Annotated in this window: 23 protein-coding genes; all 23 read right to left on the bottom strand. The window is 41.2% G+C overall.

The features are described from left to right. Nucleotides 1-82: 82 nt before the first annotated feature. Complete coding sequence (locus tag AAZR19_RS09655) at nucleotides 83-319, bottom strand: YlzJ-like family protein (protein WP_008344712.1); 237 nt, start codon at nucleotides 317-319, stop codon at nucleotides 83-85. After that, a complete protein-coding gene (locus tag AAZR19_RS09650; protein ID WP_024424124.1) occupies nucleotides 316-1,044 on the bottom strand; it encodes a ClpP family protease in 729 nt (242 codons plus the stop codon). Before AAZR19_RS09650 ends, AAZR19_RS09655 begins: the two co-directional genes overlap by 4 nt. Before the next feature lie 119 nt (nucleotides 1,045-1,163). Then, nucleotides 1,164-2,831: a ribonuclease J2 gene (gene rnjB, locus AAZR19_RS09645; protein WP_056766486.1), complete on the bottom strand. Its 1,668-nt coding sequence runs from the start codon at nucleotides 2,829-2,831 to the stop codon at nucleotides 1,164-1,166. Between the two features lie 171 nt (nucleotides 2,832-3,002). After that, entirely contained in the window at nucleotides 3,003-3,869 is an 867-nt protein-coding gene (gene dapA / locus AAZR19_RS09640) for a 4-hydroxy-tetrahydrodipicolinate synthase (RefSeq protein ID WP_024427012.1), read from the bottom strand. Between the two features lie 30 nt (nucleotides 3,870-3,899). Further along, nucleotides 3,900-5,114 carry an aspartate kinase gene (dapG, locus tag AAZR19_RS09635; RefSeq protein ID WP_056766484.1) on the bottom strand — a complete coding sequence of 405 codons (1,215 nt, stop codon included), beginning with the start codon at nucleotides 5,112-5,114 and terminating at the stop codon, nucleotides 3,900-3,902. 92 nt (nucleotides 5,115-5,206) lie between these two features. Continuing rightward, a complete protein-coding gene (gene asd / locus AAZR19_RS09630; RefSeq protein WP_024427010.1) occupies nucleotides 5,207-6,226 on the bottom strand; it encodes an aspartate-semialdehyde dehydrogenase in 1,020 nt (339 codons plus the stop codon). 139 nt (nucleotides 6,227-6,365) lie between these two features. Beyond that, on the bottom strand, nucleotides 6,366-6,959 hold the full coding sequence (gene dpaB, locus AAZR19_RS09625; RefSeq protein WP_024427009.1) for a dipicolinate synthase subunit B: 594 nt from the start codon (nucleotides 6,957-6,959) through the stop codon (nucleotides 6,366-6,368). Beyond that, on the bottom strand, nucleotides 6,956-7,858 hold the full coding sequence (gene dpaA, locus AAZR19_RS09620) for a dipicolinic acid synthetase subunit A (protein ID WP_041117424.1): 903 nt from the start codon (nucleotides 7,856-7,858) through the stop codon (nucleotides 6,956-6,958). Before dpaA ends, dpaB begins: the two co-directional genes overlap by 4 nt. 122 nt (nucleotides 7,859-7,980) lie before the next feature. Then, nucleotides 7,981-8,253 (bottom strand): YlmC/YmxH family sporulation protein, encoded by a 273-nt coding sequence (locus AAZR19_RS09615; protein WP_056766481.1) that lies wholly within the window; start codon nucleotides 8,251-8,253, stop codon nucleotides 7,981-7,983. A gap of 62 nt (nucleotides 8,254-8,315) precedes the next feature. Beyond that, nucleotides 8,316-10,277, bottom strand: a complete 1,962-nt coding sequence (asnB, locus tag AAZR19_RS09610) for an asparagine synthase (glutamine-hydrolyzing) (protein ID WP_202739038.1) — start codon at nucleotides 10,275-10,277, stop codon at nucleotides 8,316-8,318. 18 nt (nucleotides 10,278-10,295) lie between these two features. Beyond that, complete coding sequence (locus AAZR19_RS09605) at nucleotides 10,296-10,850, bottom strand: hypothetical protein (RefSeq protein WP_075623087.1); 555 nt, start codon at nucleotides 10,848-10,850, stop codon at nucleotides 10,296-10,298. Further along, nucleotides 10,819-11,814, bottom strand: coding sequence for a hypothetical protein (locus AAZR19_RS09600; protein ID WP_202739039.1), 996 nt, complete (start codon nucleotides 11,812-11,814; stop codon nucleotides 10,819-10,821). Before AAZR19_RS09600 ends, AAZR19_RS09605 begins: the two co-directional genes overlap by 32 nt. A gap of 25 nt (nucleotides 11,815-11,839) precedes the next feature. Further along, complete coding sequence (locus AAZR19_RS09595; RefSeq protein WP_202739040.1) at nucleotides 11,840-13,033, bottom strand: acyl-CoA dehydrogenase family protein; 1,194 nt, start codon at nucleotides 13,031-13,033, stop codon at nucleotides 11,840-11,842. Beyond that, nucleotides 12,999-14,309: a type III PLP-dependent enzyme gene (locus AAZR19_RS09590; RefSeq protein WP_202739041.1), complete on the bottom strand. Its 1,311-nt coding sequence runs from the start codon at nucleotides 14,307-14,309 to the stop codon at nucleotides 12,999-13,001. The genes AAZR19_RS09595 and AAZR19_RS09590 overlap by 35 nt, the downstream gene beginning before the upstream one ends. After that, complete coding sequence (locus AAZR19_RS09585) at nucleotides 14,296-15,552, bottom strand: ATP-grasp domain-containing protein (protein ID WP_226014851.1); 1,257 nt, start codon at nucleotides 15,550-15,552, stop codon at nucleotides 14,296-14,298. The genes AAZR19_RS09590 and AAZR19_RS09585 overlap by 14 nt, the downstream gene beginning before the upstream one ends. Before the next feature lie 4 nt (nucleotides 15,553-15,556). Then, the gene (locus tag AAZR19_RS09580) at nucleotides 15,557-16,687 is read right to left on the bottom strand and encodes a nucleotidyltransferase family protein (protein ID WP_226014852.1); all 1,131 of its coding nucleotides are present in this window, start codon (nucleotides 16,685-16,687) and stop codon (nucleotides 15,557-15,559) included. Beyond that, nucleotides 16,674-17,810 carry an aminoacyl--tRNA ligase-related protein gene (locus AAZR19_RS09575; protein WP_254805754.1) on the bottom strand — a complete coding sequence of 379 codons (1,137 nt, stop codon included), beginning with the start codon at nucleotides 17,808-17,810 and terminating at the stop codon, nucleotides 16,674-16,676. The genes AAZR19_RS09580 and AAZR19_RS09575 overlap by 14 nt, the downstream gene beginning before the upstream one ends. Further along, a complete protein-coding gene (locus tag AAZR19_RS09570; RefSeq protein WP_434702960.1) occupies nucleotides 17,811-18,662 on the bottom strand; it encodes an HAD hydrolase family protein in 852 nt (283 codons plus the stop codon). Between the two features lie 3 nt (nucleotides 18,663-18,665). Next, complete coding sequence (locus tag AAZR19_RS09565; protein ID WP_237727667.1) at nucleotides 18,666-19,748, bottom strand: inositol-3-phosphate synthase; 1,083 nt, start codon at nucleotides 19,746-19,748, stop codon at nucleotides 18,666-18,668. A 24-nt stretch (nucleotides 19,749-19,772) separates the two neighbouring features. Beyond that, nucleotides 19,773-20,579 (bottom strand): histidinol-phosphatase, encoded by an 807-nt coding sequence (locus AAZR19_RS09560; protein ID WP_202739046.1) that lies wholly within the window; start codon nucleotides 20,577-20,579, stop codon nucleotides 19,773-19,775. Between the two features lie 15 nt (nucleotides 20,580-20,594). After that, complete coding sequence (locus AAZR19_RS09555; RefSeq protein ID WP_202739047.1) at nucleotides 20,595-21,368, bottom strand: SDR family NAD(P)-dependent oxidoreductase; 774 nt, start codon at nucleotides 21,366-21,368, stop codon at nucleotides 20,595-20,597. Between the two features lie 14 nt (nucleotides 21,369-21,382). Further along, nucleotides 21,383-22,111 carry an SDR family NAD(P)-dependent oxidoreductase gene (locus tag AAZR19_RS09550; RefSeq protein ID WP_326148713.1) on the bottom strand — a complete coding sequence of 243 codons (729 nt, stop codon included), beginning with the start codon at nucleotides 22,109-22,111 and terminating at the stop codon, nucleotides 21,383-21,385. Next, nucleotides 22,108-23,097: a phosphotransferase enzyme family protein gene (locus AAZR19_RS09545; protein WP_326349639.1), complete on the bottom strand. Its 990-nt coding sequence runs from the start codon at nucleotides 23,095-23,097 to the stop codon at nucleotides 22,108-22,110. Before AAZR19_RS09545 ends, AAZR19_RS09550 begins: the two co-directional genes overlap by 4 nt. Nucleotides 23,098-23,100: the final 3 nt, after the last annotated feature.

Raw genomic sequence — 23,100 nt, 5'->3', positions numbered from 1 at the left:
TAACCTACCGAAAGATCAGAAAGAAAGCAGCCTGGTTTTGGCTGCATCTTGTTGTAAGTTTTCCCTTTATTATAGCATAGAATCATTCATATGAGTCGGTTTGATTGGTGCCTAAATGTAACTTCAATCGCTTGCCTGGTGCAAGCTCTTGATTGAGAAAATCCATTGGATTGGTACTCATGACTTGAACGATTTCTGCTTCATCTTCTTTCATTTCTACCATCACTGGCACACCCTGAATGTTTACCTGCTGGAGCTTGCGTTCTCCCTGTTCCTCAGCGTAAATGGCTTCATATGGCATAGGCGTATATAAAATCATTGGATCAGCCCCTCGTTTTGAGATGCCCTGTCTCCGATAAGTTCATTCAACTTTTTAATCGCTTGTCCTACACCGCCCACTTCATTCATGAGTCCGTATTCTGCTGCCTCATGACCAACGACATTTGTTCCGATGTCTCTTGTCAAATTGCCTTTTGAGAACATGAGCTCTTTAAACTTCTCTTCTGTAATGTTGGAGTGGCTTGTGACAAAGTTAATGACTCTTTCCTGCATTTTATCTAAGTATTCAAAGGTTTGCGGAACGCCAATCACAAGACCTGTTAATCGCACAGGATGAATGGTCATCGTAGCTGTTTCTGCAATATACGAATAGTCACACGATACAGCAATCGGGACACCTATCGAGTGGCCGCCGCCAAGCACAATCGAGACAGTTGGCTTTGATAAAGAAGCAAGCATTTCTGCAATCGCAAGTCCCGCTTCAACATCTCCTCCTACTGTATTTAAGATGATCAAAAGACCTTCTATTTTAGGGTTTTGTTCAACGGCTACAATTTGTGGAATAACATGTTCGTATTTGGTTGTTTTATTTTGCGGTGGAAGCTGCATATGGCCTTCAATTTGTCCAATAATGGTGAGGCAATGGATATTTGTATCTTGCGGCAGCTGCGGAACGGCTGTTTCACCAAGCTGCTGTATTTTGCTCATAATGCTGTCTTTTTCTTCTGGCTTTCGCTCAGGCTGCTGTTCATTCTTTTCGTCCATTTGTCTCCATCCTTTCCTCAAACTCTTCTCCTATTATGAACAAATAGGGCATATTCCATCCGCATTCCTCATGCCACATCAAAAAAGCCCAAAGAGCTTATGCTCCTTGGGCTTTATCATCACACTTCCATAATAATTGGAATGATCATCGGCTTACGTTTTGTTTTTTCATATAGGAATTGATTTAGCACATCGCGCATGGATTGTTTCAATGTTGACCATTCAACAACTGAGTTCTCCGTTTGCTCTTTGACAATCTCTTTGACCATTTCTGTTGCTTTCACAATAAGCTCTTCGGATTCTCTTACATAGACAAATCCTCTTGTGATGATTTCAGGTCCAGAAATTAATTGTTTCTTTTGTTTATCGAGCGTAATGACAACAATCAAGATGCCGTCTTGAGACAAAAGGCGTCTATCGCGTAACACGATGTTTCCGATATCACCAACGCCAAGACCATCGATCAAAATGTTTCCTTGGTGAACTTTTTCACCGATTTTGACGTTCTGTCCTCTAAACTCAACAACATCTCCTTTATCAATCAAGAAAATGTCACTGCGTTTCATACCTACTTCTTCAGCAATACGAGAATGTGCTTTTTGCATACGATATTCGCCATTCACCGGAATTAAATACTTCGGTTTTAGTAAGTTCAGCATTAGCTTTAACTCTTCTTGGCAGCCATGTCCAGATACATGCACACGTTTTTGCGCAAAAATGACTTGTGCTCCGCTTCTTGTAAGGAAATCCACTGTTTTAGAGTATGTGAGTTCTTGTCCAGGAAGAGGTGTAGATGCAATCACAACCGTGTCATCTTTTTCAATATGAAGCTGTTTGTGATTTTGCTTCGCCATTTTTGTTAAAGCAGCAAGCGGCTCTCCGTGGCTTCCAGCGGTCAGGATGACCACGTCGTTTTTCGCCATTTTCTTCACTTCTTGAACGGGTACAAATAATTCTTCGTCTGCTGTAACATAACCAAGCTTGATCGCCAGCTGAAGGGTTGTCATCATATTCTTCCCTGCAACGGCAAGCTTACGGCCATTTTGATTTGTTGCATTAATGATCTGCTGCACGCGGTTAATATTAGATGAAGACACAGCAACAATCACACGATTTTCAGCATTGTACATCGCATTTGAGATTTCGTCTTGGACGAGCGCCTCAGAAGGTGTATAGCCTGGTTTTTCAGCATTTGCACTGTCTGAAAGTAGTGCTAAAACGCCATTGTTTCCAATTTTCGCAATCTCTCCGATGTCACAGGCTTGGTTAAGCGCTGGGGTTTGATCAAATTTAAAATCACCTGTGCATACGATTGAACCAAGAGAGGTTTTGAAGCTGATCCCAACTGAATCAGGAATGCTGTGATTCGTTCTAAAGAACGATACTTTTGTTGTTTCAAAAGTAATAACTGATTTTGCATGTACCTCACGCAAATCAGCTTTTTGATTGAAGCCATACTGCTTTAATTTTTCTCGAAGTAACGCAAGGGTCAGCTTCGTTCCGTAGACTGGTACAGACAATTTGCTCAAGCAATGGAATACGCCTCCGATTGCTTCATCATGTCCGTGGGTAAGAAAAATTGCTTTCACCCGATCAGCACGCTCTGTTAAATAAGAGATATCAGGAATGACGACGTCAATGCCCAGCATTTCATTTTCTGGATGCATTAAACCTGCATCTACTACATATATGTCCGAATCAATCTCAATGACATATAGGTTTTTTCCGATTTCTCCAACGCCTCCGAGTGCAATAATTCTTACGTTCTCTGTATTTTTCTTTTTCAAAATTCTTATCCTCCTAGTCTCAAGCCCGTCCATCATCGCTTAATGCTATTATAACTGAATCTAATTTTAGAAAACAAGATGAAGTCACATTTTAAGAAAGTGTTTATGTATAAAAAACGGTCATACTCAGGGACATCTGAGAATGACCGCTTACGAAATCTTTTGTTTTGATCAGCTGTTTAAAACGCTGCTTAAATCCAGTCTCTCTTCTTCTGACAAAGGCAAAAGCGGCAGACGAACAGATCCAACGTCTAGTCCTTTCAGCTGAAGGGCTGTTTTGACAGGTGTTGGATTTGGCGCTGAGAAAAGCTGTTTCATGATTGGAAGCAGCTTTTGATGGATCAATGCTGCATTCGCTGTCTGGCCTGAAGCATAGCTTTTCAACATTTGCTGCATATCCAGTCCTACGATATGAGACGCAACCGAGACAACTCCTTTTGCACCAACAGATACAGCTGGAAGTGTTAAGCTGTCGTCCCCTGAATATACGTCGAAATCTTCTGGCGTCTCTGCAATGATTTTTGTCATAGCATCAAGATCGCCGCTTGCTTCTTTAATGGCAACAATGTTAGGTATTTGCGCAAGCTTAATCGTTGTTTCTGGTGCTAATGAAGCTGCCGTTCTTCCTGGTACATTGTAAAGCATGACAGGAAGAGATGTAGACTCGGCAATGGCTTTAAAGTGTGCATACATGCCTTCCTGTGATGGCTTGTTGTAATAAGGTACGACAAGCATCACTGCATCAACGCCCGCTTCTTCTGCTTTTTTCGTTAGTTTGATAGACGCATTTGTATTATTACTGCCTGTTCCTGCAATGATTTTACAACGACCATTTGCTAATTTGACCGATTGCTGAAAAAGAGCGACTTTTTCTTCATTCGATAAAGTTGGCGATTCGCCTGTTGTCCCTGCAACGACTAAGGAGTCACTGCCGTTTTTTAATAAGTAATCAATGAGAATTGATAGCTTTTGGAAATCGATGTTGCCCTTTTTATCAAAAGGTGTAATCATAGCTGTTGCGATATTTCCGAAATTCATTTTTTTCACCTCATCATGATTCAATCACATTTATCTTGAAAGTTCAAACACTTCATGCAGGGCATTGACAGCCGCTCTCATGTTTTCTTCGTTCACTAACACCCAAATGGTCGTATGACTGTCAGCCGATTGTAAAATCGGAATGTTTTGCTCGGATAGAGCCGTTACAATTTTCGATGTGACACCTGGTACACCCATAATGCCTGCGCCAACAGCTGATACTTTTGCACAATTTGTTGTCACAATTGGTGTATAGCCAAGATCTTTTAGGATCGACGTTGCCTTTTCAGTCATTGCACCTGTCACTGTATACACAATTTCACTCGGTGTGATGTTGAAGAAGTCGACACTGATTTGTGCGTTTGCCATTGCTTTGAAGACCTCTGTTTGTACGCTGTACTGTCCTTCTTTTGCAGGGACTTTGATTTGCGTCACATCATTGACATGTGCAATACCCGTAATGAGGCGGTCGTACACATCATGGCTCATTTTATCTGAGTAGTGTGATGTAACGAGTGTGCCCTCATCATCAGAGTATGTTGAACGGACCCTCATTGGTACTTTTGCCTGCATCGCAATTTCGACAGCTCGCGGGTGAATGACTTTTGCCCCTTGATATGCGAGGTTGCAAATTTCCGTATATGTCACGACTCTCAGCGGTTTTGCATTTTCAACAATACGGGGATCTGCTGTCATAACGCCTTCTACATCTGTAAAAATATCAATAAAGTCTGCCTGCAATGCAGCGCCTAAAGCAGCTGCGGACGTATCACTGCCACCTCGTCCGATTGTTGTCACGTCTCCATTTTTCGCAGCTCCCTGGAACCCAGCGACAACGACAACATCATGTTCAAACAGTGCTGCTTCCAGACGTTCGCATTTCATGTCAATTATTTTCGCACTTGTATGCTCCTTATCTGTCACAAAGCCCGCCTGAGCTCCAGTCATCGCTACAGCCTTTAGACCGTTTTCATTCAGCATACTTGAAAACACAACAGCTGAGATATTCTCTCCGCAGGAAACAAGCAAGTCTTTTTCTCTGTTTGTCATATGCTGCGCGCTGCCGTAAAGCAGACCAAGCAACGTATCTGTCGCATAAGGATCACCTTTTCGTCCCATTGCAGAAACGACAACAACCGACTTATAGCCTTTCTCTTTTGCAGATAAGATATGTGCAAGTGCCCTTTTTCTACCTTGATCATCTTTGACAGATGTACCGCCAAATTTTTGGACAATTATTTTCACTGTTTTCACTCCAAGTTCATTCTGACGTAACAGAAGAGAGCAGGCGAAAGATGCCTAACTCTCTTCTGTTCGTCCTCATCATCCATTGAATGTTAAACTAATTTTAATGCTTTTAAGCTTTCTGCAATTTGAACTGAGTTCCATGCAGCGCCTTTAAGCAGGTTATCAGATACAATCCACATATGGAACCCGTTTGGACGGTCCAAATCTTTCCGAATGCGGCCGACAAATACGTCGTTTTTCCCAACAGCATCTGCAGGCATTGGATAAATTTGCTGAGACGGATCATCTTGCAGCGTAATTCCTGGTGCATCTTTTAGAATTGATTTGAGATCTTCCACTGTTGCATCATTGGATTCTAGTTCGACGTAGACAGATTCTGAATGACCTGTTTCAATTGGAAGTCTCACACATGTTGCCGCTACTTCCAGCTCAGGCATATGCATGATTTTTTTCGTTTCGTTGATCATTTTCATTTCTTCGAATGTATAACCGTTGTCTTGGAATTTATCAATTTGCGGGATTGCATTAAATGCAATTTGATAAGGCATGACTTCTGGTGTTACATCTTCTTTATTTAAAATGGCTTGTGATTGACTGTATAGTTCGTCAATGGCTTCATGTCCCGCACCTGATACTGCTTGATACGTAGAGACAATGACTTTTTTCATTCCATACGCCTGACGAAGCGGTTCTAATGCCGCTACCATTTGAATCGTTGAACAGTTAGGGTTTGCAATGATCCCTTGATGATCATGCAAATCTTTTTCGTTTACCTCTGGTACGACAAGAGGGATGTTTTCGTCCATACGAAAAGCACTTGTGTTGTCAACAACAATCGCACCTCGTTTGACTGCTTCAGGAGCCAGCGCTTTAGAAACATTTCCTCCAGCACTGAATAATGCAATGTTCACTCCTTCAAAGCTTTCAGGTGTTGCTTCCTGAACAGTGTACTCTTGACCTCTGAATGTCACTTTTGTTCCAGCAGAACGTTTTGAGGATAGTAGAGTAAGTGTATCCATTTCAAAATCTCTGTCAGCTAGTGTTTTTAACATTTGTTGACCGACAGCTCCAGTCGCTCCAACTACAGCTACATGCAATCCTCTTCCCATCAGTAAAACTCCTTCCGACCCATCCATAATTCTTTTCTTTCGGATGGCCATCCTATGACTTTTTACATTTTATTTTACCATAGAAAAGCAAGGCTTGAAGCATCTTTTTTGAATCTTTCATGATTTTCTAGTGAATCTATTATTCGTTTGGTCCAATTAAAATTGGTTGAATTTGTCTATGCTGGAGTGCCTCTTCTACTGTTTGAGATAGCAGATCCATGTTCGCGACCATAGAGGTCGGTTTTTTGAATGGATCATCCTGACCAAACGGAATAAAGAAAATATTTTTTGTTGACATGAGCCTCATCAGATTTGTACCATTTAAACCTAACGCATCATTTGTTGAGATACCTAAAACGACAGGTCGATGATTCCGTATAGTTGCTTTAGCAGCCATTAAAACAGGACTGTCTGTCATGGCATTTGCAAATTTCGCCATCGAGTTTCCAGTTAAAGGAGCAATGACCATACAATCAAGCGGCAGCTTAGGCCCGAGCGGCTCTGCTTTCACGATTGAGTCAATCGCTTGAAATCCAGTCAGCTTCTCAATCCGCTCGATCCACTCGGCTCCATCTCCAAATCTCGTATTCGTGCTCTGCACCGTGTACGACACCACTGGACGCACCTCTGCCCCTTCTTTTACAAGCGCTTCGATTTGCGGAAAAACAGCCTCATACGTACAGTGGGAACCTGTTAAACCAAAGCCGATTCTTTTCCCTTTTAATGTTGTCATGATTCCATCCCCCTTTTTTCCTCCGCAAGTTCACATAAAAGCCCGGAAAGCACTTTTGCAATGATTTGTCCTGCTGTCTTTGGTGCAACAATCCCCGGGAGTCCTGGTGCAAGAAGTGCCTTCACTCCGTGCTTTTGTGCAAAGTCAAAGTCTGTTCCGCCTGGGCGTGAGGCGATATCCAAAATGAGTGTCTTTGGTGTCATGCTGACGATGACAGATGAATCTAATACAAGACTTGGAATGGTATTGATGATAATATCAACATCCGTTACTTCCTCTTTTAACTGGTCCATTGAAAATGGATGAAGCCCCATCTCAAATGCCCGCGCTAAATGTGCTGTGTCTGCCGCCCCTACTTTTACGTCTGCCCCTAGTGCCCGAAATGTGCGGGCAATGGTGAGTCCTGTTCTTCCAAGTCCGAGAACAGCGACATGAGACCCGTGAATCGTATAGTCCGTTTGCTGAATGGCCATCATGATAATTCCTTCAACTGTTGGAATAGAGTTATATATGGCAATATCATCTCGCTCAAACAGCTTCACAAGCTTCCGGTTCACCTGCTTTGCCAGATTGTCTAAGTACGTATTTGAAATACCTGAGTACAAGATACAATGGGCAGGGGTTCTTTCTAAATATTTAGCTTCCAGCAAGACCTGCTCGTTTGAAAAAACGGTAGCAACAGCGCCTTCATCCGTTGTCCCAGATACTGGCAGGATCATACTGTCTACTTGTTCGAATGGAAGTTCAGACATTTTCAGCTTTTCAGCACCAATAAATCCATGATCCAGCTGGTCAAATCCAACTAAAAATACTTTGGCATGCTGCTGTGACAACTTGCGAATAATTTCAAGCTGCCTTGCATCTCCCCCGATCACCGCAACTGTTAAACCGCTCAACATACTGACCGTTCACCTTCTTTATTTAAAAAAGTCTGTAATATTTTCTGAATCTCCCTTTCAGCATATGAGGAGAGGATTCAGCCTGTGAACGAATCAGAGAGAGAAAAGAAAAAGAGCACCCATTATTTCGGGTGCTCTTTTTCTCCGTGCGGCTGAAGTTCTTCAGGCACATCGAGAATGATCATATCTGATCCTATTTTTTGAATGTGATTCCACGGGACGCGGATGTCATTTCCTTGTTTTCGAAAGCCAAACCACTTTACGGAAGGTATAATGAGTGCTGTAATTTGACCGTCCTGTTCATTGATTTCAAGGTCGGTTTGTCCAAGCACGCCAAGCCGCTCCGCTCTTTTAATATCGACGATCTCTTTTCCTGACAGTTCACTCAGCCTCAAAATCGCATCACTTCCCTTCCGTATCATATATGCAGCAGGCAAGAGGAATAGACCGGATCTTTTTAATGACTAGTTTGGAGAGGAAGCCGCGTCCCTTTCATGTAGTGATCATGCCATAATTCCAAGTTGTAAAGCATCCAGACTTTTTGATCCGCTCCATTTTTGTTTTTCTGATTCGAATGATCTCGTAAAAATTGCTCTAGCGGCTTTCTTTGAAACAGTTCTGTTGCAAAGCTTTGTTGATCAAGAAGCTTCTCTTCGATTTCTTTCATCCTTTTGCTCATCCAATGATACACAGGAACCGGAAAACCCATTTTTCTTCTATATAATATACGCTTATCCACCGTTTGCTCCATTGTCTTTTTTAACATATATTTCGGAATGTCTTGTACCTCACTTGTTTTGAGACTCGACTGAAAAAAGGCTTGCAGCCTGCTAGGCAGTCCTTTATAAGGAAGCTTATATTTGAAGGGCATGTCATTGACAAATTGGATGATGCGATGATCAAGAAATGGAACACGCGCTTCTAGTCCATGTGACATCGTCATCATATCCAGCCGGTCTAACAAATTGGGTAAATGAATCTGCTGAAATAAATAGAGCAGTTTATTTTCATACGACGCACCCTCCATCTTTTGAAAGCAATGGGCGATATACTGGTTCATGTGCGAGCCAGGAGGGTCAATTGAATCAGCGTGACGACTTAAAAGCAGCTCTTTTTCGCCAGCAGTAAACCATGCATACCTTTTTTTGTAATGATCCATCTCACCTTCAAGGTGGATCATTTGATGCACCTGCTGCTGAAAGGATGGTTCAAATAATACCTTAGAAAGGATGGAGGACAGTTTTCGGTTTTTTTGAAGCCATAAAATTTTCCGCCAATCTGCTGGACTCCTAAAGACACGTCCATAACCTGCAAACAATTCATCCGCTCCTTCACCACATAAAACAACCGTCACGTGCTTTTTTGCTTCCCGTGACATATGGTAAAAAGCGACTTCATGAGGAATAGAAAGAGGATGATCTCTTCGCTTCACAACTTCAGGCAGTAATTGAAAGTACTCTTCTTCACTCATTCGATGTGAGTGAAGCTTGACATTGTATTGATCTGCCGCGAGTTTGGCATAACTTTCTTCAGAAAAGCCTTCCTCTTCAAAGCTGGTCGAAAAACAATGAATATTCTCGTTTTTGTATTTGGACATCAAAGCGACAATCGAAGTCGAATCCACTCCCCCGCTCAAAAAAGCTCCCACAGGCACATCAGACATCATCTGTTTTTGCACACTATCTTGAATTAATTCAAACAATTCCTTTTGATAATAACGTTCTCCCCGATCGATCCCATCAGCTGGGAGCGGATACTGCCAGTAGTTCTCTTTTGTGATGCCTGTTTCATCTATTCTCAAGATGACACCTGGGGGTAATTTTTGAATTCCTTGAAAAAAAGTCTGCTCTCCGATCGAATAACGGAAGGATAAATAACTAAGAACAGCCTCCGGCTCAATAGCAGTTTGTATGTCAGGATGCTGAAAAAGAGCCTTCATTTCCGATCCAAAAATAAGCCCTCCCTGGCATTCTGAAACATACAGCGGTTTGATCCCAGACCGGTCTCTAAACAAATAAAGTGCTTTCTTCTTTTTATCCCATATCGCAGCTGCAAACATTCCGTTTAATTGCTCAACAAAAGAAATTCCGTATTCTTCATAGCCATGAACAAGCACTTCTGTATCTGTCTGCGTACGAAACAAGTGGCCTTTATTCCATAATTTCTCTCTTAATTCTTTGAAATTATAAATCTCACCATTTAGAATCACACAGATAGAATCATCTTCATTTGTTATTGGCTGCGGCCCAGATTGTATATCAATAATGGAAAGCCGCGTATGAACCAGACCAACTGAGTCATCTTGATATACACCACTATCATCAGGTCCACGCACAGCAAGTGCGTTTTTCATCTTCAGTAAGATACGAGGATCAAGTGGTGCTTGGTTAAAATGACAATAGCCTGCGATGCCGCACATAGACATGCCTCCCTTCCATTAATGATCTGACTGCTGAATCGTCATTGCGAAAATATGCATAAATGGATTATCTTGAAAGCGAATTTCATCAAAAACTACTTTTTGCGAGAAGGTGAGCGAATCAAGCCATAGGTTTGATGTCATATGATGATTAATGCCGGATACCGTATGAATATAATCAAATGCATACGCCGCTCGATCATGAAATGCAGGTTCACGTTCAATCACATCCGTTAATGAAAGCCGAGTCTCACAGACAACGTTCCCCTCTCGTAATAATGAAATCTCTTCGTAAAGATTGCCATTGGATGAACAGCCAACGACATGAAGCGCTTCTGCTTCAAGTGGCGGAAAATGAAGAGACTGTCCCTCTAATTCAATATTGTCTCCTTGATCTTGATATATGAACTGAAAAGGAATTCCTTCGATAAAAGGATCTTGCACGTTCATAATTAACTCAGCCGGCAAAGAAGCTCCGCCAATTGTTAATTGGCCTTTTTCATATTCATTTTGATATGTGATGCCTCTGTTATTGACATAATCATGAAGAGAAAGAGTTTGATAAGTCTTCATTTTGAATCACCTCTTTTAGTTCTGTGAGCAGGCTGGTCTCCACTTCTAATGTTTTTTGAAACCGATTCGCCGTTCTTTCTATCATACTGCGAGGATTTTTACTGAGGCCTACTCTAGCCGTAAAATTGGCGAGTACTGTCCAGCTTTGATAAGCATCTTCAAATGCTTGAATAAGGGGATGTAAAAGCTCATTTTCATAAGAAGATAGGAATGTCACCATATGTTTTCTGGAGTTAGCCACATCCTTTAGTCCTTCAAAGTAAACATTGTCTAATAAATTTCCATTTTCATTGTCTTTGATACTATCAATATAATCCCTTTGAATGACTGAAATAGCGCCTAGCCCTGTGACAGCTCCAGGCAAATCAAAATGCGGCGGTGCTCCTTCTAATATGGCTGCGTGCTCTTTTAATATCATCAGCACATCCGGTTCTTTCTGAAGTTCCGCATGTTTGATCCACTTATAACGATTCTCGGTTCGAGGTGTATGTTCATATACAGAGCGGGCAGCTTTCATCAAATGGTCTTTACTCAATGTGCCATGATAGGAGTATGCATGATCACTGACCACTGCATGATCATCATTCACCTCAAGTACTTCCAATGTGTGATACCCGTGTTCTCTTTCGTAAAATGGACAGTACGGTAATTCAAATATATCTAGGGAAACAGACACAGTCCCTCCGCTTGGATGCTGTTTAAACACACGATTGATATAGAGGTCTAATTCCTCTTCCGTGTAAAAAATTTCTTCTAAATGAATGCCATTATGATGAAGAATATCCTCACGAAAATGTTTAAAGGAACCGATCAAAACAAACCCTTTGTCTTGGGGTCTATAAACAAGGCCTGCCTGCCTCCAAATCCTATCAATTTCAATCCCTTTTCTAAGAAGCATGGCTGCAATCGTTAATTGAGAACAGTTTAAGTAATTGTTCCGGTAAATAGGTGCTGCAGTAGCCACATATGTCTCCTCCTTTTTCTTTTCATCATACCCAGCGATTTTTTAACGGGATAATGCCCAGCTCTTTTTTCGCAATCACTTCTTTTAATAAATCTTCAGAAGGCGGATGAAATTTTGCCGCTTTCACATCACGGCTTAAACGCTCGAGCAAAGATCCTTGCTGTAATGAAGAAAAACCCTCGACCTGAGAAGCTAGCTGCACGATTTCTTCTGCTGCTTGCGTCACAAAATGTTTTGTAATCAGTGTCTTCGTATACAAATCACTTGAGTAATGATTTTGTTTCTTTTCTTGATCTGCTTGCTGAGCGCAAGCCATAAGCTGAGAATGTGCAACATCTAATTTAATTTTCATATCTGCAATACGAAATTGTGGACCTGGTAAAAAGGCTGATTTTTTCTTGGAAATTCGATCATTTCTTTTATATGCCATACCGAGGGCATGTTCATATGCTGCTTTTGCAATGCCATAATAAACAGCTGTAACAGCTAGACGAAACCAGTAAATTAAATTTTCAGTATCTTCTATCGCGTAGCCTTCCCGTCCGATTAGCTGATGATCGGGTATAAACACTTGGTCAAAATGAATGTGATGACTCATCGATGCCCTCATGCCTGAATAATTCCACGATTCTTCAATCGCAGCGCCTTCACTAGGTAATGTCATTAATAGCGCCGTCATTCCATATTGAGATGTGCATGACGACGGAGCATACTGACAATAAATCGGTAAATATTTAATGCGCGGTGCACCAGTTACTGTAAATTTAGTTCCACTCACAAGATATCCGCCATCTGTTTTTTCTGCGGTAATGGTCGGAATTCCGTCCATTTGCTTACGCTGATAAATAAAAATCACATTCGGATCGCTAACAGAAGCGATTAGTTCTCCTGAACGCCGAATATCGTCAAAAACCATGGCCTGCTGCTCACTTGTAAGCACTTCAGAAAATGCGCCGAGCGAATAGTAATGCATCGCCATAATGAGTCCTGTCGACGCGCATCCTTTAGATATGTGTGACAAAAGAGTCACCGTTTCTTCAAATCCATATCCAAGACCCCCGTCTTGTTTCGGCATATTGGCGACATGTAATCCACAATCAATCAGCTCGTCTAGATTTTGATGCGGGAACTGAAATTCGTCATCAAGCTGACTCGCCCTTTCTGAAAATTGCAAAATAAGACGATCAATCGTTTCTTGACGTAGCTCTGTCAATGTCATATTCATCCCTCCTTTGTCTAAAGAATAATCTATTTTGTTTCAATAAAAGATCATCCGGGGTCCCTCTCTCTCGAATGACATAATCGTTTCCTTCAAACAAAAGCAGCTCTAGCGGAGAAGAATGACCTAAAAATAAGGTAGGACTGTAGCAAAGTCCATATGCCCCAGATTTCTCAATACAAAGAAGATCACCTACATCGCCTTGCGGAAGCTCCACCTGCCGGCCAATTAAGTCTTCTGGAGTACAGAGTGGACCCACAATCGATTGTTTCACTACAGCTGAGGGCTTGCTGGAAGGTTTAATGAGCCGCATTGGATAATTATTGCGAAGCAGCCTGCCTCTAAACGTCATCGCTTGATGATGATGCATTCCTCCATCTGCAATTAAAAACGTCTGTCCTTTTGATTCTTTTACATATTGTATAGTGGTTAAATAAACCCCACATTCCGCTAAAAGGAATCTCCCCATCTCAATAATAAATCTCGGATATTCCAGCTCAGTTTCGTACGTTCGAATCAATTCCGCTACGTTTTGAAATAAACGTTCAGCATGAAGAGGTGTCTCATGCTGAAAATACGGAATGCCAAACCCGCCGCCTAAATCAACCATCTGGCATGTTAGTCCAAATTCATTCTTGATTCGAACAGCTGTGTTGAGCGTGTATTCAAACGATGATAAAAGCGATGTTTCATCAAGAACTTGAGTTCCCAAATACATATGAATCCCTTTAAATAAGAGCGAATGATCATACTTATGAAATAGGTCAAATACGTCTTTCAGTTTGGATTCATCTATCCCAAATGGACTTGGAACTCCGCCCATTTTGATTTTTGCCCGTGACTCAATGGATTCTGGATTAATTCGAATGCCTACTGATGCCTGTTTATCCTGATGCTTTGCAGACTCAGCGATATAAATGAGCTCTTCCTTTGATTCGGCGATAATACAATAGATCTCATGCTGAATAGCGACATCGATCTCTTGCTTCTGCTTACCTGGGCCAGAAAAAATGATATGCTCCGGGGAATAACCTGCTTTTACAGCCATAAGGAGCTCTCCTGCAGAAGCCACTTCTATACCAGCCCCAAAAGACCGTAACAGTGACGCAATCGAGACATTTCCATTGGACTTAAATGAAAAGAACACCTCAGCAGATTGATGGAGCCATGCTGTAATGTGATCATAGTGATCTTTTAATGCATCTCCATCGTATACATACATCGGCGTCCCATAACCATTCGCTTTCTCTAAGAGCGTAGAGTCATTTTTCGGCAAATTCCCTCCCCCTTTCAGCTGAAAATTCCATATCATCAAACTTTGTCAGCATATGAATCTGCTTGTCCTTCTTCATATGGTAAAACAATATAAACAGTCGATAGTGCCACATATCATCCGCTCTCGTTTTACCGAAAGTATAAATAAAAAACCCACCATCTTCTCCGGGATCGAGTGCTTCTGTTACCTCCGTTAACACATCTTCAAACGGCAGGTCGGCACTGCTTGAGAATCTTTTAAAGCGGCTTTCAATATATTCGTAGGTTGAAAAAAAACGGCAAATGATTGGGAGTAAATAAGTAACCTGCGTAAACCGTGCATTTATTTCAATGATCGGTATGAGCTGTTCATTTATATCAATGATCGAATCAACGCCAACCACGCCTCGATACCCTTCTGCATATAGAAGCTCTATGATTCGATGCATGCTTACTTCATATTCACGTTTTTTGTCCTGTTCATAAATAGGCGCAAAATTCGTCCCTAAGTAGATGCCGTCCTCATTGATTTTCTGTTCTGTAATTGAAAGTAAGTGTGATCCTTCCTCTTGAATGAGCAATTGGGCATTTAAAGATCGCTTAATTGGATGCCATCCCTCTAAGAGGAGGTCTGTTTGGATTTTTCTTCTTTCAATAAAGGTCACTAACTGCATGAATTCTCTCTCGTTTTTTAAAATACGAAGTCCCTTACCAGATGATCCATAAGGTAATTTCAGAACCATTTTTGAGAAATGATTCGCCCTTAATTCTTCATACGTCTGTTTTAACTCGTCAGCGTTTTGACAAACAGCACCACACGTAACATTAAACTGATGTTCTTCTGCCCACTTTCTAGTCGAAATCTTATGATTAAATCGCTTTACGAGTGTTGGATTTGAACCATAAATCTTTCTTTTTTCAAGTGACGAATCTTGTTCAACCGATTCATCTAAAAGATAGGGTACAATGAGTCCCTTTAAATTGAACGCATCTTCTTTTTGAATCATATGTGGAAGCTTGATACCCTGCTTTTCCAAATAGGCTAAAAAAGCTGGTTCTGGCTGATGATGCATGATGACATGATGATCCTTAGAAGCAATCAAAAGCAGTTGTTGTTCTTGCTGAAGAACGAGTTCATTTTGAACATGGTCTGTCATAACAGGTAAAGCCTTTGTTTGATCCCAGATTTGTTCTTGATTCATATTCCCAAACCATATCACGTCGTTTCTTCCCTTAAAATCAAATAGAGCTGCCGGATCTTTCATCACACTACTCCTTATGAACAGAATGCTTTTGTATTTCTAAAGACCGATTAATGTGAAAGAATCGTTTACGAATAGGCTGATTCCATGTATGAACGACATCATTTGCATCCAGTACTTCTGATAAATAAGCAAGTGATTCAGGCTGAAGTGCATCCATGACAAGATCAGGAATCGTATGAGGAAAGACTTCATTCACATAATGCAAAGCAAAATAGACCATCTTTCCAAAGCCATACGCTTTCGTTCGACGGACAAACAACTCCACATCCAATAGGTCTTCTCTCATAAACATGCCATATATATCAAGCAGCTTATAAAGCAGTAAATCTTTCATTGACTCCACTTCATTTAAATAAATCGCCTCTTTGTAAAAATGAATACATAAGAAAATCAGCATATCCTCTTCTTTTAATGACCATACAAGGTGCTCGTCAACAGACGTTTGAATTCGTCTAGACAACATTTCTTGGACAATTGAATCTGTCCGGTTTCCTGTCATGAGGTCAACTGAAAACTGAACATCAATTTTATGACAGTCAATAAAGCGGCATTCTGGTGTAGGTTTCATGTAGGTGTAGGTTTGATGTGAGTTCATGATGAGGTAAAGAATGTCTTTTCGTTTCGCAGGTGTGACTGTCTCCGTTTCATAATTCCAAGAACCTTGAATATAGCCTAATTCTTTTAATACATGTCCAGTTTCTTGCAGCTGATCTTGTGAGATAAAGAGATCGTTGTCCCCAAATAAGCGAAGCCCTACATCGCCGTATGCCCACTGGCCAATCACACTTCCTTTTACAATGGCATATTCAATTCCTTTTTGATCAAGTGCTTGAAATAACTGATCGTTTAACTTGATATTGTCTCGTGCCGTTTCTAATTGCCCCTTATACATAATCTCTAATGACTTTAAAAAATAAGTTGCTTTAAAATCTTTTCTTAAATGAATGGCGTAACGTTTAATATTTTTCCATGCAATACCAGCTGTTCGATGAACATGCAGCATTCCAAGAATGACATTCCAGTCTTGCTGCTGATATAGAAGCTCCTGCATCTCTTCTATCTGGCTGTCTTCTAAAAAAGGAGTAGATAAAATGAGGGCTGTGTGCTCTTCTTGAGTCAGATTACTTTGCAGCATAGTGACCCTCCTTTATATGAAGCATCTCATCCGGCCAATTCTTTTTATTTCGACCGTATGTTTGTAAAAATACTTGAACCCATCGATCGATACCGAAAGCCGCACAACCCGAATAAAGCGGCATATCATCTTCTCCCTTGATCTGGAACCTTTCACAAAGCATCTCTCCACAGTCGTTAAAAGAAGCGATCGAAACGTCTTTCTTTTCTGTCACAGCTACTAACTCATATTTGCTGTTTGCCATTAATTGATAATTCGCTTTATCCATATCATCATAAAAGAAAAAGGGGTCATTTGCGGTGGTGACCTTACCACTAAGACCAAGCTGATGAAAACATTGCCATGTGTGTTCAAGAAGTGTTTTTCTTGTTTCGTTAATGTATTCGTTATCACCGATAAAGACAATTTCGCGCATACTAAATTCTAGTTTCCTTAGAGGATCTACTTTCCAAGAAATTTCATGTCTAAAACACTGCCCCGCTGCTGTCATCATTTGATTGTCTGTATAGGTCTTGCCTTCCCATTCCTCGTAGCAGTGATAACAAATGCACGGCTGTAAAAATCGACCTGCTTGCTGGAAGTGTTCAGGCAGAAACCCATGATGCTTTTCTCGAATGTCATCAATCACCTGGTAATCATGAGGTATTTCAAAAACAGAATAAATATTTTGCGGAAAATTTGTATGGTATTTACACTTTTCCATTAATTCTTTACTCATCGTAGAAGGGTATTTTCTTAATTTGGCCCCAAGTGAAGCCCCCATATTTAAGAATAATTGATCAAAATAGTGTGCGAGTTCCATTTCAATTTCATCATAGAAAGTTCTCTTTTGGTCATCCCAGCTTAGTTTCGAATGAACAGGCTCACTTTTTAAATGAATATTTGATTTCATTTCCTTTTCACGAAACCTCCGCAGTTGAGCTACATTTGACGATAACTTTAAAAACGCAGCTGATATTGCCTCTGCATCACCTGTATGATCGACTGTTACTTCAATAAAGGATTCCTCTTCAAGAAGATCAACGTGCAAAATGTGGGCAGATAGAAAAGAAACTCTTTCCACAAAATCTGGTATCATTGTATCTTCTAACGCATCTGGTAAAGGCAGCTGAAGGGTTCTCAACTAAATTCCTCCCTTTTCATTGATCACTTTTGATGCTTCTAATGGTTGTGAAACTTTATCAAGATAGTCATAAATAGACTCCCCCAGATGAACATCACATAACTCAATCGCCGATGGATGGCTATCTTGAACTGCCAGCCCCCACCTCGCCTTCTTGAGCAGCAGTCTGTCATTATGACCATTTCCAAAAGCAATCACACGATTTAAATCACTTTCTCCAAAACAATCTAATAAATGGCGTTCAAGCATATCTCCCTTACAAATTCCTTTCGGGGATACCACTTGTGCATTTAAAAACTGGGCATCCGCAACATCACAATGACAATCTCTTAATAGATGAGCGATATCTATTTTTTCTTTCGGTAAAATAAACAGTTTTGTCACACGGTCAAATTTGAATTCTTTCTGATGACCAACCTCTATTTTTTCTCGTGGAAATGTGTAAAGCATGCAATATTTCAACTTAGCGCTTTTACTTGTTGCCACATGCTTCCCGTGTGATTCCATGACAAATTCAGCTTGACCATCAAGTGATGACATAACCTGCCGGCATATAGCAGCATCTAGATATTGTTTAACGTCAAATGTTTTCTTTTGATGATGGCAAATCACATTTCCATCATTCAGCAAAACATCATGATGAAATAAATTGAGTAAAGATGGATCTAAGTTCAGAGAGAAGAAAGAATCATAGGTCCTGCCTGTGACAATTATTGAAATAATGCCTCTTTGGCGCAGCATGTTCACTGCGCCATAGACATCACCAATAAGCTCGCCTCGATCATCAATTAATGTTCCATCCAAGTCAAAAGCGGCAAATTTTATCTCGCAAAGATTTAGTTCTGCTTCCACTGATCACACCTTTTTCAGCTCAGCATTTGCTACATATTCATTGAATAGACGCAATGATTCTGAATCTACTTGTCCAATTGGAGGGCTTTTGAATAAGAATGGGCAGACGTCATGTATGACACCGCTGTGATTCATGTCTTTAGCGGCTTTTGCTACACGCATTGCGTTAGCGATAACACCAGCTGAATTCGGAGAATCTTCTACTTGTAAACGGATTTCAAGCGAAATGTCTGAATCTAAAACAGAATTCCCTTCCAATCGCAGGAAGCAGACTTTATGATCTCCTAAGTAGCTGACATAGCCATTTGGACCTGCTGCCACTTCGCTGGCATCAATACCAGAGGCAAATAATGCTTTCCGCTTCGATTTTTGTTTACTCGTTGATCTCATTGGGTTGGCAAGGTTTAAAAAGTCTGTATTGCCTCCGACATTTAATTGGTACGTATTGGTAATGTCAATCCCCCGGGATTTTAATAGCTCAATTAACGCTGTATGCAGTGTTGTGGCACCTAAATGACTTCTTAAGTCATCTCCAAGGAGCGGGGTATTCGACTCTTCAAACATTTTGACAAATTCAGGATCATTTGCCACCGGTTCAGGTGTCGCATTAATAAAGGCAGTTTGCGCGTGTGCACACGCCTCTGCGTATACTCGAACTGCTTCAAATGAACCCGTCGGTAAGAAGCAGACTAGTACATCTGCCTGAACTTCCTTTAATCTTTGCGTCACATCATGTGTGTTCATTTTTAATGAATGTTCATGCGGCTGAATGCAGTTGGACAAATCTCCTTCAAGACCATCACATAAAGGCCCTGCTTCAACAGATACTTGGAAAAACGGAACATCAATATGTTTAACTGCAGCCGTTGGTTTAGTAAAAATAGCCTCTGATAAATCTTTTCCTACTTTATTTTGATCTACTTCAAAAGCTGCAACAAATTCCACATCAGACAAGTGATAACCTCCAATGACATCATGCATAACACCGGAGAGCGTATCCATCTTTTCCTTTGCCAATTCTACAAATTGAACAATACTTGAAGCGCATGATCCTACTCCTGCAATTGCTACGCGAACTTTTGTCATTTTCATAACCCCTTTTTTTAGAATTTATAGAGCCAATTTTCGCTTTTGACGAGATTGAAAGATATACCATTCCTTGTAACCTAATTCCTTCAGTGTCTGTTTTACTTTCAGCCAATCATCTGCTACTCGGGCTGGCTGATGGGCATCTGAGCCAAACGTGACATCCACTCCATAAAATTTGGCTCGCTCTAATAGATCCATTGATGGATACCAGCCGCCGCAGTCTTTTGTTTTGCCAGAGGTATTCACTTCAATGACAGAACCACTCTCCGCAATTGCTTGCAGTGCATCATCGACAGCTTCTGTTTTGAGATGAGCAATCTCTGGATAAAAACCTTTTAAGGCGTCAATATGGCCTAAAACGTCGAACATTTGACTCTCAGCAGACATTTTAATTAACTGGTAATACGTTTCTTTTTCAATGATGGCTTTCTGCTCTGTGATTTGTTCCCACCGTTTCCGGTTAAATAGGTCATATCCATTACTGACATGAACCGAGCCAATGATATAATCAAATGGATAATGTCGATACACGTCTCGGTAGAGGGCCTCGTGTTCTGGAAAATAGTCAGATTCGACACCTAACAGCACGTGAATTTTTCCGTCATATTCCTTTTTCAACTGCAGGACTTCCTCTATATATGATTGAAATTCACTTTTAGCCATCGCTACCCATGGTTTAAAGTGGTCAGCCTCTTCACCAAAGAACGGAGAGTGATCTGATATCCCAATAAAATCCAGACCTAATTTGACAGCCTCATCGATATATTCTCTGATGTTCCCTTCCGCATGACCACAGCGTTGATGATGTGTGTGCAGATCAAATTTCATGCAATTTTTACTCCTCTACATGGCAGTATAGCCGCCGTCAACCATCAAATTTTCTCCTGTAATAAAACTCGCTTCATCTGAAAGAAGGAAGATGACAGCAGATGCGATCTCTTCTGGATCAGCGGTTCGTTTCAACATGTGCATCCCGCCAATATCAGGATGCTGATTTGCTTGCTCTCTTGTCAATCCAAGCTCTTCTAAATGGAACCGCTCGTTATTTTTGTTCCATACTGTGCCTGGATTCACTGCGTTTACACGAATACCTGCATCCGCCAAATCCATTGCCATGCACCGCGTCATATTGACAACAGCTGCTTTTGTCGCGTTATATGTTAAATATTTTGGCTGGGCAATGTGGCCTGAAATGGAGGCAATATTTACAATTGCTCCTTTTCCTATTTTCTCCATGTAAGGCGCAGTGTGTTTGACACAAAGCGCTTGTCCCATAATATTCAAATCCATAATGCGCCGCCATTCTTCAACGGTTGCTTCAAGACCCCGCATGATAAACACGGCTGCACAATTCACCAGCATGTCTATTTTCCCAAAATGATTGGCTGTTTTTTCGATCATTGAAACAATGGATGTTTCATCAGCAATATCAGCCTCTATAAACAAAACATCATATCCATTTGCTTTGAGCTGTTTTTCTGCTGCCATTCCGTAATCTACATGATGATCAGCAATGGCGACTTGTGCGCCCTCTTGTGCGGCTCGTTCTGCGACCGCATATCCAATACCCTGGGCTCCGCCTGTCACTATAACTGTCTTTCCTTTCATACCTCGCATGTAGCTGCCTCCTCTTACCACTGAAGTCTTTGCCCGTCTCTCAACAATTCTCCTGTTGGTCCATCTCGGGGCAGCTGTGCCGCCCACACGATTCCTGATGCACCTTCCTGTATGGTTTTAACAGCCTCAGATGTCCCCATGTCCGTTTGTACCCAGCCAGGACACACTGCATTCGCAAGGATAGAATAGGGTGCCCCCTCTAAAGCTGTGACTTTTGTGAGAACATGCAGCGCCGCTTTTGACATCCGGTAGTAAGGACCGCTTTTTCCATCACGCCTGACATCGCCTGAAGCGTAGATCGCAGAGAGCCTTCCCATACCGCTAGATACATTGACAATCCGTCCATATCCCGCCTCTTTCATGTAAGGAAAAACGGCCTTGGTCATTCTGACTGCACCATACACATTCACATTCATCGTTTCTTGGAGTGTCGATACAGGAAGATCTAGAAAAGATGGAAATGTGTGGTCCTTTATGTTGTCATGAAAGACACCGGCATTATTAATGAGCACATCCACTCTCCCGAACGAATCTTTCATAAATGCCGAGAAACGTTCAACCGATTCTTCATTTGTTACATCCAGCTGAAATGGCACAACATGCTCAGTCATTTCAGACGCAGCTATTTTGGCACTTTCAAGCTGCCGTGCAGTTAAAATAACAAGCATTCCACACTGCGCAAGCTGTCTGCATACTTCTTTACCTATGCCCCTATTCCCACCAGTGACAACAGCGATCTTCATGTTCTCATCTCCTTTTGGAGATACCAATCTTCCTTCAGCTGGTTCGATGCAGATTCTAGTGCTTCGAAAGACCAATCAATATACCAGTTTAGTAAGTGAGGTGTATAGGTATGCAGCAGTGTTAAATACCGCTCTGTCGGAATATATAAAAGTCTGATAAACGCAGATATAGAACGCCATTCATATTCGGATAAGTCATCTGCATATGCCTTTAAAAATTGAATCGTTTTCACAATATCTAGTTGAAACGTTCCTCTCTTGATTCTCGTTAACAAAAAAGCAGATATGGCTGCATCATATACTCGCGGTCTAAAGCCTGCTGTATCAAAATCAAGAACCATGGCAAGCTTTTTGTTACGAATGAGCAGATTGCCAGAATGAAAGTCACCATGTGTAACAGCATGAGGTAATGCTTCGTATATACTAGGGTTTAGTAGCGTGATGATATTCATTAGTTCCCGTTCATACACGTTGAGCAAAGCAGCCGCCTTTTTAGAAGAAACAACCTTTTTTAAGGCGTAAGCCGTCTTGCCGATCGTCTCCTCCGGAGAAGTAATCCAGTTCTTCAATTCGCAGTTTGGATTCACAGGTCCTTTCGGTAAGTTCTTCAATGAATGAAGCTGTTTTAATACCCGGATGGCTTCTTGTTCATCTGAACGATTTCCCATTTCATATGGTCTTCCTTCGAAATAGGGCCGCAGCTGCCAAAAGTGTTCTTTGAATAAAATGGTCTTACGACGGTCTTTTGCCTCCATCATAGGTTGAATCGGGAAGCCATGTTCAAGCAGAGCATCTGTTAATTCCTCTAAATATTGAAGCCACTTTGCATCATGATTTCTCGCACATTTTTTTAAGACAAAGCGGTTTTTAATCGTTTCTACAAGCCATCCTTCATTAGGGCTTCTTCCATTTAAAGGTGTTAAACGAATCGGCTGTTCCGAAAACCAATATTTCAGGACATTATAAGCATCATCTAATGGCGTCATGTC

The sequence above is a fragment of the Bacillus sp. Je.9.29.b genome (assembly GCF_051129925.1).
Classification (GTDB): Bacteria; Bacillota; Bacilli; order Bacillales; family Bacillaceae; genus Bacillus; species Bacillus safensis.
The sequence above is the reverse complement of the archived record's forward strand: the minus strand, read 5'-3'. Positions and strand labels throughout refer to the sequence as shown.